Origin of the sequence: Nodosilinea sp. LEGE 06152 (genome assembly GCF_015207525.1) — a bacterium.
Taxonomy (GTDB): domain Bacteria; phylum Cyanobacteriota; class Cyanobacteriia; order Phormidesmidales; family Phormidesmidaceae; genus Nodosilinea.
The window spans coordinates 17,247-29,916 of sequence record NZ_JADEWR010000037.1; the positions used below are offsets into that span (position 1 = coordinate 17,247).

The 12,670-nt window shown below is 55.9% G+C and carries 12 protein-coding genes; 2 read left to right on the forward strand and 10 right to left on the reverse strand.

The window, feature by feature from the left end; genetic code table 11:
• Window positions 1-113 precede the first annotated feature (113 nt).
• Entirely contained in the window at window positions 114-479 is a 366-nt protein-coding gene (locus tag IQ265_RS27910; RefSeq protein ID WP_194059737.1) for a hypothetical protein, read from the forward strand.
• 506 nt (window positions 480-985) lie between these two features.
• Here IQ265_RS27910 and IQ265_RS27915 read toward each other — a convergent pair.
• Both IQ265_RS27915 and IQ265_RS27920 read right to left on the reverse strand, forming a co-directional pair.
• The gene (locus tag IQ265_RS27915) at window positions 986-1,504 is read right to left on the reverse strand and encodes a hypothetical protein (RefSeq protein WP_194059739.1); all 519 of its coding nucleotides are present in this window, start codon (window positions 1,502-1,504) and stop codon (window positions 986-988) included.
• A 106-nt stretch (window positions 1,505-1,610) separates the two neighbouring features.
• Window positions 1,611-2,313 (reverse strand): IS1 family transposase gene (locus IQ265_RS27920; RefSeq protein ID WP_194052070.1). Its coding sequence is split into 2 segments (ribosomal slippage): window positions 1,611-1,979 and window positions 1,981-2,313, totalling 702 coding nucleotides; the frame shifts between segments, so codons are not numbered across the junction.
• Between the two features lie 232 nt (window positions 2,314-2,545).
• Between IQ265_RS27920 and IQ265_RS27925 the strand changes: the two genes are divergently transcribed.
• Window positions 2,546-3,088 (forward strand): hypothetical protein, encoded by a 543-nt coding sequence (locus IQ265_RS27925; RefSeq protein ID WP_194059741.1) that lies wholly within the window; start codon window positions 2,546-2,548, stop codon window positions 3,086-3,088.
• A 1-nt stretch (window position 3,089) separates the two neighbouring features.
• On the opposite strand, the gene IQ265_RS27930 is transcribed toward IQ265_RS27925, so the two are convergent.
• The 8 genes from IQ265_RS27930 to IQ265_RS27965 form a co-directional block, all read right to left on the reverse strand.
• Window positions 3,090-5,675: a CHAT domain-containing protein gene (locus IQ265_RS27930; protein ID WP_194059743.1), complete on the reverse strand. Its 2,586-nt coding sequence runs from the start codon at window positions 5,673-5,675 to the stop codon at window positions 3,090-3,092.
• Window positions 5,676-5,815: 140 nt separating this feature from the next.
• Window positions 5,816-6,070 (reverse strand): CHAT domain-containing protein, encoded by a 255-nt coding sequence (locus IQ265_RS27935; protein ID WP_194059768.1) that lies wholly within the window; start codon window positions 6,068-6,070, stop codon window positions 5,816-5,818.
• Window positions 6,025-6,612, reverse strand: a complete 588-nt coding sequence (locus IQ265_RS27940) for a tetratricopeptide repeat protein (RefSeq protein ID WP_194059745.1) — start codon at window positions 6,610-6,612, stop codon at window positions 6,025-6,027. The genes IQ265_RS27935 and IQ265_RS27940 overlap by 46 nt, the downstream gene beginning before the upstream one ends.
• Before the next feature lie 3 nt (window positions 6,613-6,615).
• Entirely contained in the window at window positions 6,616-7,407 is a 792-nt protein-coding gene (locus IQ265_RS27945) for an IS5 family transposase (RefSeq protein ID WP_194059747.1), read from the reverse strand.
• Window positions 7,408-7,481: 74 nt separating this feature from the next.
• Window positions 7,482-7,760, reverse strand: a complete 279-nt coding sequence (locus tag IQ265_RS27950; protein ID WP_194059749.1) for a hypothetical protein — start codon at window positions 7,758-7,760, stop codon at window positions 7,482-7,484.
• A 127-nt stretch (window positions 7,761-7,887) separates the two neighbouring features.
• On the reverse strand, window positions 7,888-9,018 hold the full coding sequence (locus IQ265_RS27955) for a tetratricopeptide repeat protein (protein WP_194059751.1): 1,131 nt from the start codon (window positions 9,016-9,018) through the stop codon (window positions 7,888-7,890).
• Window positions 8,999-10,291, reverse strand: a complete 1,293-nt coding sequence (locus IQ265_RS27960; RefSeq protein ID WP_194059753.1) for a tetratricopeptide repeat protein — start codon at window positions 10,289-10,291, stop codon at window positions 8,999-9,001. Before IQ265_RS27960 ends, IQ265_RS27955 begins: the two co-directional genes overlap by 20 nt.
• Before the next feature lie 35 nt (window positions 10,292-10,326).
• A complete protein-coding gene (locus tag IQ265_RS27965; protein ID WP_194059755.1) occupies window positions 10,327-12,561 on the reverse strand; it encodes a caspase family protein in 2,235 nt (744 codons plus the stop codon).
• Window positions 12,562-12,670 lie beyond the last annotated feature (109 nt).

Consider the following 12,670-nt stretch of genomic DNA (forward strand, 5'->3'; position numbering starts at 1 on the left):
ACGCAAAGTATACCGCTAGAGGGAACAGGCGCTACCGCTCGCGCCGTTAGGTTGAACCAAAGCAGAGGTAGGCCAGAGGGTTTGCCTCTCAATAAAGACTACGAGATTTTCCTATGACGCCATTTTCCTGGTTCCACTGCGATCGCATGGGACGACGCTTGCTGATGATCGGGTTAACCTGTTTCCTGAGCCTGACCAGTTTTTTGACCATTGCCGTACAGCCGAGCCTAGCTCAAATTCCCTTTGACTCGAAAGAAGCCCACGGCCAAACCAAGGATGAGCTGACGGGGCGCACCCAGGGCAAACCCTTGAGTGCCGAAGAACGGCTCAATCGGGCCTATGACATGAGTGAAGCGACAGGCATACGCGAAGAAATGCGCCAGGCCGAAGGCAAGGTTGACCCAGAAGAGGACAACGAAAGCCTGATTGAAAAGGCGACCGATGCCGTCAAGCGCGTTACGGGCACATCGGGCAAGTAGACCTAATGCTGACTACTGAATCCGCCCTGGCTGACTCTCGGTTGGCCAGAGCAAAGACTGTTTGCCCTGCACAAGCCGCCTGTTTGGCATCGGGGCTATGCAGTTCGGAGCTGGTATAGGCACTAACCGATTAAGCCCTACTGAGAACCCATCAACGGCTGTGGAGAACTACTTCACGCTTAAGCAGAACTGGTTAGCATCTAAAGAGAACTGCTTTACGCTTAAGCAGAACTAGTTAACGCTAATACCAAATCCGAGTCACACAACCCCGATTCGTAACCGGTACCTCGTAGGGAGCATTGCACTGTAATGCCCCTACAAATCGGGGGTATACAGACAGGATTTGGTATAAGGAGACCTAACAAGCTGTTAAGTCGAACTGCTTTACGCTTACGCAAAACCGGTTAGCAACTGAGTTGAACTCTTTAGGTGACTTCTGGCTAATAGTTACCCCAATGGTGGGCAGTGCCCACCCTACAGCGGCTGTAGTTTAGCCACTATCCTGTTTAGCCAACCCAGGAAACGTCATCCGGGTTAGGCTCGGTTGGCGTTTCGGCCTGCGGCGCTTTAGCCGTCTTTGGCTGGCCGGGTTGCGCCTGGGCTGCCTGCTTTCGCTTTATAAAAGCAGAAGCCGCAGACTCCTCCGGTGCCAGCGATCGCAGAAACCAGTCTAGGGTCTCTTGAGACAGCCATCCGTGCAAAACCGCCAGCGCCCCAATTCTCAACCCCGCCTGCGTCTGCTCCTTCAGCAGGGCGTCTACCTGTTGAGAGTTCAGCAGCCCCGCCTGCTGAAAGTAGTACCCAATGGGGCCATTCCGGCCCTCTATGGCGAGCTTTGGCCACTGTTCGGCGAAAAATTCAATGGCGTCGCGCTTGACCCACCCGCGCAGCTCAAGAATGTCGCCTAGTCTCAAATCAGGCTGCCATTTTTGATCCTGAAGCACCACGTCAAGCTGCGCCTGGGAGAGCAATCCTGCCCGCCGCAACATTTCACCGAGGGGTCTGGTCTGAGGCTGAGTTGGCATGGCTAAACAGTTAATGTGGACTAAAAATATAGTTAGACAATTTCAAGGCGTGAAACGTTTGTCTTACCGTTGTACTCCAGGGTGAGGGAAATAAGGCGTTGCTGAATCAAGAGATGAACCTTGACGGGACTGGCACATCGCCGAACTTGAGGTAGTGAAGTAACAAGCGAACAGAGTGAGCCAGCATTTCTACGGTCTTGGAGTAGCAGAGCGTTTTGCGGTGCAGACGGGCTAGATAGTGCCGTAATCGAGTGTTCTCTCCTTCAACCCGAGTCATATAGGTTTTGCTGACAATCTGATCGCCTGCTGGAATAAAGCTGGGATACACCGTCCATCCATCGGTGACATAGAAGTAACACTGCCAGCTGCCAACCAGGGTCCAAAGCGGTTGAAACGTCTCGGCACTATGGTCGCCTAAGACCCAACCCAAGATTCCTTTTTTGAAGTGGTCAACGGCTGTCCACAGCCAAATCTTGTTTTTTTGAGCCTACAAAGGTTTCCAACTCGTCGAGTTCGCCGACCTCTGGCGTCGTTTCAGGGGCGTAAGCATCGGGGAGGCGTTCGCCCACTTGCTTCACCCAAGTAATGACCGTCGTATGGTGCACCCCTTTGACTCGCTCTATCGCTCGAAACCCAGCGCCGTTAACGTACATCTTGAGGCATTCGCGTCTGACCTCATCCGAGTACCCTCGGTGAGGCTCATAGGCCTCAATAAACTGACGACCGCAGGCTACACAGATGTGGTTTTGTTTACCTTTCCGCTTGCCATTCTTACGGATGTGAGTGGCTCCACATTCTGGACATTGCATCGCAGATCACCCTAACTCATCTCTCAATTATGCAACGCCGGAAATAAAAAGGTAGAACAGTTTTCATTACAATCGAAAAAATTCAATTTTTTTGAAAAAACGGTTAAACAATTCCCGAAAGCCTTATGTACCAACGGAATCAAGTCTCAACTCTTTCTGGGGCCATGGGTGGTTGAAGCATTGTTACTCTAGCCTTGAAGTTGAAAAACCAGGTCGGGGAGGCAACTGTTTGATGACCACGCAGCTTCTGGGGCGTTACCTAACGCTAGACGAGTTTTGTACCTGTACTCGGACTTACCGCAAGTACGCCGACCAGATTGATCCGTACCCCAGTAACTCTGACGAAACGCTTCCGGCCTTGGAAGCCCTATGCCGTCATATTGTTGATCCGGTAATTGATGAGTTTGGGCGCGATCGCTTCCTGCTCACCTACGGCTTTTGCTCGGTAGAGCTGAAACGGTGGCTGGCGAAAAAAGACCCGGTGACGGGCAAGAAGCACGGCATCGCAACCCCCAGCGTGGACCAACACATGGCCCACGAGGTGAATCGAAACGGGCGGTACTACTGCGATCGCCTCGGGGCAGCCTGTGATTTTCGTGTCCTTGACTTGCCCAGCGATGTCCTAGTGGATTGGATTGTGGCTCAGAAGCTACCCTTTGACTCACTCTATTTTTATGGAGCACATCGCCCTATCCATGTTAGCCGCGGCCCTCAACACAAGCGCTATCTTTGGGCCTTTGCTGCCAAGGGAACACCCATTCGATTTAAGCTTTGACCTAAAGATCGTTACCAATCAAGATGAAGGGTGCCCAAAAGAAGGGGTGGCTGGCATCGACGGAATGCTGAGGGGAGTTTGCTAGTTCAAACCCGCCCCGGTGCAGATCATCGGCAATGGCTTCTGGGTTGTCTAGAAAGTCTTGTTGTGTTCTTTGCAAAGCCTGACCTTTGGGCAGACCTTGGGCTAGGTAGCCGTAAAACCGCTGCATAAATACGCTGGTGCTGGCATCTGCAACTTTCCATAGAGAAGCGATTACCGTTTTGGCTCGGTTAGGGGCCAGAAAATAGGCGCTGATGCCGGCAATTTCTCGACCGTCTTCGGTGCGCTGGCCACCGAGGGCAGTTTCACAAGCCGAGAGCACGACCAAATGCACGTTTTGGAGCTGACGACCGATCGCATCAACGTCATTCATACTCAGGCGATCGCCATTGCCCAGCACAAAATAGGAGCTTTCGTACAGCCCCGGTACAAACTCGGCGTGGGTAGCGATGTGCACAATTCTGTGATTGCGGGCATTGTTGCGCAGCGCATCTAAGTTGAAGGCATCATTTAGAAAGATTTGACCGGGGAAAATCCCGTCAATTGGGGCTTCAGCATTTCGAATAATGCCTTCTAACTCGGCCTCAACGTAGGGCAGCGCAGTGAAGTTAGGCACTTTTTGCGATAGCCCTAACCCTAGAACAGGAGACAATTCTACAGCACCTAAACGCTCTGTGGTGTCAGTTAGTTCTACCGCTAACACGGTGGAGAGGGCATAGCGCTGAACCAAATACTGCTCGCCATCGTATAGCGCCGCCATAGGAATGTAGCGAGTAACGCGATCATGGGCAAATACCAGCCGTTGAATACCCCGAATATTACTCTGCCGAAGAGAGGCCTCCAGGGGGGCAATCAGCCAGCTGTGGAGAGTTTGAGATGTCTGTTGCAGGGCTTCGAGGGAGTATATTTCTGGCTCTTGGAGTTGTTGACGAAACTGCCACACGGTTTCGCTAAGTGTGGCTAGGTCAACGGATACCTCTACCTGGCCAGCAATGCCGCCGGCAGTAGCCCAGAGCAACACCAGGCGATCGTCTAGCACGAAAGGATAGACCAGCATGGTATTTGGTGTAGCCAGAATGTCTCGGGCGCGATCGGACAGGTTATCGGGATATTGGAAGTAGGGGTCGTTGGCGCGGCGATCGCTAATGATCTCGTAAAAAGCTAGCAGCTTGCCGTTATAGTCGGCAACCAACCGCTCCTGGTCGCGGTAATAGCTGTTTAGCTCAGCAGATGGACAGCCCCCCTGCTCACAGACCAAAATTTTGCGCCCTAACTCGATCAGGCTGTTGTGGGCCGCTACAATCTCGCGCTCTAGATCATCTAACACCAAGCCTTGGCTGGTCCACACGGCACGGGTTTGGCGATTAAATTCACGAATTTCTTCAAGCTTGAGCAAATCTAGCACTTGCTGAGCCTCTAGAATACGCCCCTGCTTAATCAGCACATCGGCCAGCAGGCGATACGACTCCTCTACAGAGGACAGGTAAGACTGTTCGTCGGCCTCACTCAGCCCGCCCTCGACCAGCTGTTTCCGAAAGCGTTCGGTGACATTGACCGATTGTTTGAGGAACACTGTGGCTGTGGCCAGGTCGCCCCTTTGGCTGTACAGGGCCCCAATGCGTCGCAGAGTAAGGGCCTGGCGGCTGAGGTTTTGCTGCTGCTCGGCCATGGCTAAGGCCTCTCGGTAATACGCCAGGGCGGTGTCATACTGCTTAAGCCCGGTGTAGATGTTGCCCAGATCGTTGAGGGTAACGGAAAGTCTAAATAAATCGCCCTCCTGACGACGAAAGGTAAGCACAGACCGAGCAATTGGTAGGGCGTCCTGATAACGCTCTAAGGAGGTTAGGGTACGAGCAATGTTACCAAGGGTTGTAGCTTCTGCCCCCAGATCATTGGTTTGACCCAAGAATTGACGTTTAATTTGCAAACTTTCTTGGAAGCTCTGGAGGGCGAGGTCATACTGGCCTAGGTTTCTATGGGCCAAGCCTAAGTTATTGAGAGCAGCGCTCTGGGCTTCCAGGGTGCTATTGCCCAAGGACTGATAAATCCGCAAAGCCGCTTCTATGTACTGAATGGAGGCACTGTAGTCACCCACGTTGGAGGTCACAGTGGCTAGCTCTAGCAGGGTGGAACTTTGCCAATCTCGAGAGTCGTAGGGCCAGGTAGGGCTGGGGGGCGCGCTAAAGATGCTCAACGCCTGGTTGAGGGTAGTGAGCGCCTGGGCGTAGTGAGTGAGTTCAGTATGGCTGAAGCCTTGGTAGTAGTAGATTTGCCCCAGGGCGAAACGCGCCTCGGGTGAGCCTGAACGGGCAATGGGTTCAACGATTTGCAGGGCAGGGGCCAGGCAGTCTAGAGCAGTCTGAAAGTTGCCTGATTCAAAATAGCGAATGCCTGCGCTAAGCAGTTGGTTGGGGTCGCGGCTTTGGCAAAGGGTAGGGGTTTGAACAAGGTTTACCGAAGCGGCGGCTGGGGCAAACCCACCTGCGGCTACCCAAGCTGCCAAAACTCCGTAGCCGAGGCCTTGAAAAAGAAGGCGCATATTCATGGCAGACAAATCTCTGTTGAGCAAGTCGGGTAAATCTCCTCATCTTAGAAGAGCCCTTTTGGAGCCTTTGCGAAGAGTTGGTGATGGACAGCGTTGGCACGTTAACACATTGACTGAATTGGCGGTGTGTTTGGGAGGTGTTAAAGACCATTGCCGATCAAAATGAAGGGTGCCCAGTAGTGGGGATGGGCCAGGCCGCTAACAACCTCATCGGGGATATCGGCGGGCACAAGCCCGCCGCGAGGCAACCCAGCCGCTTCACCATTGCCGGTGAGTAAGGCTTGTTGCGCCAGTTGCAGAGCTTCGGCCTTGGTTTTGCCAGTGGCCAGGGCGCTATAAAACGCATTCATCAAGACCTGGGTGCCGCCGTCGCTGACGGGCCAGAGAGAGGCCAGGGTCGCCTTGGCCCCCGCCTGCTGAAGTTGATCGCCTGCTTAAGGAAAATGATGGCTAAAACCGGGTCGTCCTGGGCCTCAAACAGCAATCCTATGTTGCCTAGGGTTTGAGCTTCGCTAGCGCGATCGCCAATCTCGCGGAAGGTTGCCAGACTTTGCTCGTAATAACTCAGCGCCTCGGAATAGTTCCCCAGCAATTCATAAACGACGCCAATGTTGTTAAGGGTTGCTGCTTCGGTGGCCCGATTACCAAGCTCGCGGGTAATTGCCAAGTTTTGCTCGTACTGCATGATCGCCGCCGAATAATTCCCTAGCGATTCATAAACGACACCAATGTTATTGAGGGTTCTGGCTTCGGTGGCCCGATCACCAAGCTCGCGGAAGATCGCCATACTTTGCTCGTACTGCACGATCGCGGCCGGATATTGCCCTAGCGATTCATAAACAAGGCCATTGTTGTTGAGAGTTCTGGCTTCATTGGCCCGGTTACCAATCACTTGAGAAATTTCTAAGAGGGTGTTTGAAAAGTCAGACGAGGACAAAAATTATGCCAACCGCCTGACCATGATACGGATCATGGCGAGGTAGATGAGGGTTTCCGACGTTTCCGGCAGCCGTTCGTAGTCTCGCACCAAGCGTCGGCATCCCATCAACCACCCGAAGGTGCGTTCGACCACCCAACGCTTTTTCAGAAGGACAAACCCTTTGGTCTGCTGCGGTCGTAAGACGACCTCGACAATCCAACGACAGGTATCCATTACCCACATCATGAAGGGGGGACCACTAAAGCCCCCATCGGCCCAGATCAGGTTCAGACGCTCCATGGACGAACCCATCGCCTTCACCCGAGAGAGCACCTGCTTGCCGCCCTCCCGGTCGGGCACACTGGCGGCGGTGACCAGCACCCACAACACTAGACCCAGCGTCTCGACGGTCATAAACCGTTCGCGACCAGTAATAATGTTGCCCGCATCGTAGCCCACCGCCTCATGGACCATGGCCGCACTTTTCACGCTTTGGCTATCAATGACAGCCTCTGAGGGTTGGGCACGGCGGTTTTGCTCGATGCGCACCCATTCCCGGAGATGATCATGAATGGCCACCCAGGTGCCATCCTTACTCCAGTTGCGAAAGTAGGTGTACACCGTTGACCACGGTGGAAAGTCGCCCGGTAACGCCTGCCATTGCACGCCTTCTACCAGTAAATACAAGATAGCGTTGAGTATCTCCCACAAATCCACACTTCGGGGACGTCCACCGGGCTTAGCCTCAGGCAGTAAATCACTCAGGAGTTCGTATGGGTCTCGCGTTAAATTGCTGGGGTAGTCTTTACTCATAGTTCCACTCCGGCGTTGCTGTCATCTATCTGCAACCTACACGGAGTGAGCTTTTTTACTCAAACCTTAGCTTTTCAAACACCCTCTAAGGCTTTTTGCCATATAGTTAGAGCTGCTTGCCATTCACTACGATCGTACTGAGCAGCGCCTTCGACCAGAAGGCGGTTGGCTTCGGTTTGGCGGGTAGTTGCACTGTCTGTGTTTTGCTTGATCTGTCCAAATGGGTTATCGCTGCTGCTAATTAATGGCAACGGCTGAGCCGTCTCAAAAAAGACCTCAGTGTATTTGCCTTCAATGAGCTCCTGCTCTAACTCGGTGGCTAGTCCAGGCATTCCCCACAGCAGCAGCGGCAAGGGCAGCAGGCTCAACCAGGGCAACCGATGGGGCATGGGAATTTTCTATGGGTAGCTGCAAGTATAAACACACTTGCTCACACCCATTCCGGAAAAGCGTTCGTAACAAGTTACTTTAGACATGCTGCTACGGCAGTTCAGCGGCGATATCATCAGCCAGGGTTATATCCCCCAGCGCCAGGGCACCCGCCTGGGCTGCCTCTAGGTATTCAACCGCTTTCTCAGGTTCCTCCACCCGAGCATAGAGCGTACCCAGACCATACTGGGCCAGCACCTGTTCTTCGAGATTGTCTGTGGCTAGAGCCAGGGCCAGGGCGGTTTCGTAGTTTTGCTCCGCCAGCAGGCGCAGGCCGCTTTTGAGGTAGAAATCGCCCAGCAGCCGCCGCACTTTGGCGGTTTCGCAGCCCCCGGCTACCATTTCCTCTAGGACGTCAATAGCGGCTCCGGTCAGATCGTAGCGGGGGTAGATATCTTCCACTAAGATCAGCGCTTTTACCATATCGGGCAGATCCAGGGCCTCGACGGCAGCGATATCGGTTTGGGCGGCCTCAGCGCGATCGCCCGTCAGCAGATTAAACCGCAGAACGGGAAGATCATCGGTAGAGATCGCGCCTGTATCGGTCTCCACCACTAGGGTATATAAGGTGCCAGGAGACAGAGGTGGCTGGTCTTCGGGGTAAGGGATGGTGGTTTGGTCAGTTTCGATTTCCCACAGCGGGCCGCGTCGGGTTTGCAGCGAGACCCGGTAGGTCTCAGCCCCTTCTACCGGGTTCCAGCGCAGGGTCGGCGTGGGCGAGAGCACTGTATCAAGTCGGGGAGAAATGACGTAGGGAGTGGCTGGGTCGCTGCCCCCGCGCAGATCGCCAACGCCGAACTGGGGTTTGATTACTCTCGGGGTGCCGGGGCAGCCGTTATGAACCGCAGATTCCGTGCCTGCGGGCACGAGCCATCGACTGCCGCTGGGGCAAATCACCAAAATCCGGCTGCCTCGGCTGGGCTTCAGCCAGTCGGAACCGTACAATGCTGTGCCGGGGTTGGCACGGCGAAACTCGCTCCAGGCTTCGCGTCGCAGCTCTACAGTGCCGCTGATGGTCATGATGCGGGCTAGGCCAGCGTAGGCAGCGGTGGGCAGCAGCGCCAAGCCGACTCCGGCGGTCGAGAGGGTGAGCAGCGATCGCCAGAATCGGTTCCAAGTAAGCGGTTGATGCCGCCGCAGGCTCAAGGGCCAATCCTGAGGGCTATTGCGATGGCTCGGCATAGTCTGGGGTCTCCGTGGTTGTTAGGGCATCTCGGGCCAGGCCTGCCCAGCGATCGTCTTCGGGGCGATTGGCGTATTGCAGGCACTGGGTCCAGGTCTCTCGGGCGGTGGGAATGGGGGCGGCAGGCTCGGTTGCCCCCTCGGGCTGTTGTTCCAGCACTTGAGCTAGCAGACAGTAGGCATCCGGGCGGGGTGGGTCAAATTCCTCGCCAATGCGAATGGCTTCTAGCAGCTCGGTCTCAGCCTCGGGCAGACGACCCTGCTCCAGTCGCACCTGGCCCAAGTTTTTGCGCAGCGCATACTCTAGTTCTGGGGTTTGCTGCTGCAAATTGGGGTTGCTGAGGGCTTGCAGCAGCAGGGGAGTAGCTTGGTCGTTGTTGCCGTCGCGCAGGTAGAGACGGGCCAGGTTGTTGTAGGCGGGGAGGTAGCCCCCTTGTACTGCTTTTAGATATTCGGTTTGGGCCTTGTCGTACTCCTGAAATTCTTCATAGATCACCCCCAGGTTGAACTGGGCCTCGGGGTAATCGGGCTTTAGGCTGAGGGCCTGCTGAAAGTCGTTTTGGGCGCTGGCCCAATCACCGGTTTTGTACTGCGCTTCACCCTGCTGGTTATAGGCGGCGGCGATGCGGGGCAACCCCAGGGAGTGAAAGAAAAACAGCCCCAGGGCGAGGGCAAAGGCGAGGACAAATTTGATGCTGGCCCAGTTTTTGCGGGCGGGGCCACGGGTAGACAGAACGTTTTCTAGCGCCTGCTGGCCCACTTTGGTCAGGGCTCCACCGCTGGCAAACAGTGTCAGAATGACCGGGGCGATCGCCCCCAGCGAACTCCATACTCCCGGCGTATCGGCGGTAAAGCGGCTGGCAATATCCTGCGCTAGGGCCAAACTAATGGTCAACATCGCGAGGGTGAGGCCGCCCCACAGCCAGGCCAAAGCATCCTTGGGCGGCTCGGGGTCGGGCGGGTACCACCACCAGTGGTGCTCAGGGGGGTGGACACTTTTGCGCCAGCCCGTCAGGGCAGGCATGGCCCGCAGGCGATCGCTCTGACGGCCCAAATCGGCATCGGTGTTGGCCAAATCGAGCCAAAACTGGGGTGGCAGCGTTTCTTCGTCGGGCATTTCGGCCAGCTGGTCGATCAGGTGCTGAACGCGATCGCGGCTATGGAGCGTTGCCAGCACCGTTTCCTCGCTCCAGGCATCGGTGTTGCCCGCCAGTTTGCTAACCCACTGGCGGTAGTCGTTGGCAGAGCGTTCTAGCGGATGCACGGTGTCCATATTCTCGGGTGGGGGAGCGAGGGAGCGAGGGAGGGCTAGGTGGCGGAGACGACATCAAATAATAACGACAGCACCGCTACAGAGTTGGCATTGATCAGCCGAGGCCCCGGTGGCGGGTTGCTCTCGGCACTGCTGCGACGACTGTCTAATGCCCCAAACATATCGCGCATGACTTCTTCAGCGGAGGCCTCACTGGCGCTGCCCCGCACCGCTGGCGCAATTCGCCGCAGGGTTCTAAGGGCACTCTGCAACGGTTGAGCGCTGGCCATCACCAGCACCTGGGTAATGCCGTAGGGCTCTGCGGCCCTAAGCCGCGGCAGCGACAGCGAACGACCTGCCCGCACAATATCGGCATTGGCGTCATCGCTGGCGGGCGGAAACAACACGTTGACCTCCCCAGCGGCATCAATCACCAGCAGGCCGATGTGAAGGTCGGTGAGCTCGCTGTTGGTGGCCCGAATTGTAATAAGGTCATCGACGGGAATTACCTCAATGCCCTGGTCGGTCTGCTGGGGAATAAGAATGGCGTCGTCGCTGCCGCCACGAGTGGCGGTGCTACTGCGCGAACTGCCGTGCTCAATGGCAAGGCTAACTTTGAGCTGCGAGGCATTTTGGTTCACCATCAGGGCCAGCATACGACCAATCAGCAGGCTGGTCAGCGGGGCTTTGAGCCGTCGGCTCAGCGCTGCCTCAACGGTTTCGCTGGGGGCACCAAACGAGTTCAGCAGCAGTGGTTCCTGAGTGGCGGAGAACAGCCCGACGCTACCCACTGCTGGCAGCCGCGAGACACCGCTCAGTGCCATGCGCTGGTCAATGGTATCTGTGTAGCGCCCCAGCAGCACGTGAGGTGGATTGGTGGTCTGCACATTTACCCCGGTCCACTCGATTGCGCCGAAGCCTTGCAACAGCTCTTGGGCGATCGCCTTTTCGGCCTCATTTAAGGTGGCGTCGAGCCCCACCCGCAAGGTGATCACCTCAGGAATGCCGCGAACGCGCTCCTGTAGCAGGGGGCTGGGCGCAGCCCCACTGCGGGAGGTTTGGCGCTCAATCCACTCCCCCGTGGCAAGCAGGCCGTTGCGACTCAGAAGTTTAATTGTGCCAAGGGCATTGCCCGTCTGATCGATCTGGGTGAATTCGGCGTTGCTGTCAAACGATTCCAAGCTGATTGGGTCGAGGCCGCCCAGCCACAACTGCACCTGACCATCGGCTTTACTACCCGTCGCCTCTAGCAGAATGGCCTCGGCGGGGGGGGATACCGGCTGCAGATGGTAAACCGGGGTTTCCCTAACCCGAGGGATGTCTTGAGGGTCGTACTCTGGAATTTGGCTGTAGCGCGACAGGCTGGTGGTGCTGCTGGCTACCGCTGGTAGGGTAAGCGAGAGCGGCTGGCTATTTTGCCAGAGATGCTGAGTCAGCAGATAGGTAAATGCTCCCGCTGTGAACCCATCGAAGGCGTAGTCGGCGGACTGCTGGCTGGCCCGCGACGAGGTGACGACAAAGCCGTTGCTAACTGGGGAGTTAATTGCTTCAACAAATCTCTCAAAATTCCACCCAAGGCGATTGAGCAACTGCTGTTGGTAGTCATCTTCTAACGTTGTAATTAGAGGCGCGTTGCCGTTGGCAACTTCCAGCTCAGTCTGGCGCGATCGCATCACCACGTTGCCTCGCTTGCCGCCGCCTGCGTAGCAGCAGTCGAGCACAAACGTCAGATTTTCGGTGGGCACCAGCGATCGCAGCAGCAGCAGGGTATGGCCCATAATATCATCGACTACAGCGTCTCCCCGACTGCTGTAGTCGATGGGGACGAGGGTGGTGTTTTGACAGCTGGCGTCAATGCAGTCGCGGTTGGCGGCATCCAGCAGCGATCGCATCCGCTCGTATTCCTGCACCTGGCCGCCGTGGCCCGAATAGTGAAATACCGCTACATCACCAGCGCTGACGGGCTTGATCAAATACTCGTCAAAGGCGTCGAGAATGCCCTGGCGGGTGGCCTGCTGGTTGGTGAGGGTGTGCACATCGCTGGGGTGAAAGCCAAAGCGGTGGATGAGCAACTGCTTTTGCAGCTCTACATCTATGACGGGGCCATAGAGGCGTTCGCGGGCCGGGTAGTCGTTAATGCCCACCAGCAGAGCCACTTTCCGAGGGGTACTCTGGGCTAGGGCTTGTCCGTATTGGACAGCGCGACGTTCAAGCCCAAACTGGCTGAGGCCAATAGCCCCGAGCGCCCCAGCGGCCGCTTGTAGAAAATAACGGCGATTGATGCGAGTCATCGTAACGACCTGAGAAATAACAAACCAACTTCTAAGTCTTATTCAGAGCAAAAGTGCCTAAATTTAAGCACTTTCCGCTGGTATCAGCCCATTACCCGACCGGGTGATT

Excerpts from the sequence above, each read along its gene's own strand:
- IQ265_RS27910 (WP_194059737.1), top strand. The coding sequence starts at position 114 with ATGACGCCATTTTCCTGGTTCCACTGCGATCGCATGGGACGACGCTTG.
- IQ265_RS27915 (WP_194059739.1), bottom strand. The coding sequence starts at position 1,504 with ATGCCAACTCAGCCTCAGACCAGACCCCTCGGTGAAATGTTGCGGCGG.
- IQ265_RS27925 (WP_194059741.1), top strand. The coding sequence starts at position 2,546 with ATGACCACGCAGCTTCTGGGGCGTTACCTAACGCTAGACGAGTTTTGT.
- IQ265_RS27930 (WP_194059743.1), bottom strand. The coding sequence starts at position 5,675 with ATGAATATGCGCCTTCTTTTTCAAGGCCTCGGCTACGGAGTTTTGGCA.
- IQ265_RS27945 (WP_194059747.1), bottom strand. The coding sequence starts at position 7,407 with ATGAGTAAAGACTACCCCAGCAATTTAACGCGAGACCCATACGAACTC.
- IQ265_RS27955 (WP_194059751.1), bottom strand. The coding sequence starts at position 9,018 with ATGCCGAGCCATCGCAATAGCCCTCAGGATTGGCCCTTGAGCCTGCGG.
- IQ265_RS27960 (WP_194059753.1), bottom strand. The coding sequence starts at position 10,291 with ATGGACACCGTGCATCCGCTAGAACGCTCTGCCAACGACTACCGCCAG.
- IQ265_RS27965 (WP_194059755.1), bottom strand. The coding sequence starts at position 12,561 with ATGACTCGCATCAATCGCCGTTATTTTCTACAAGCGGCCGCTGGGGCG.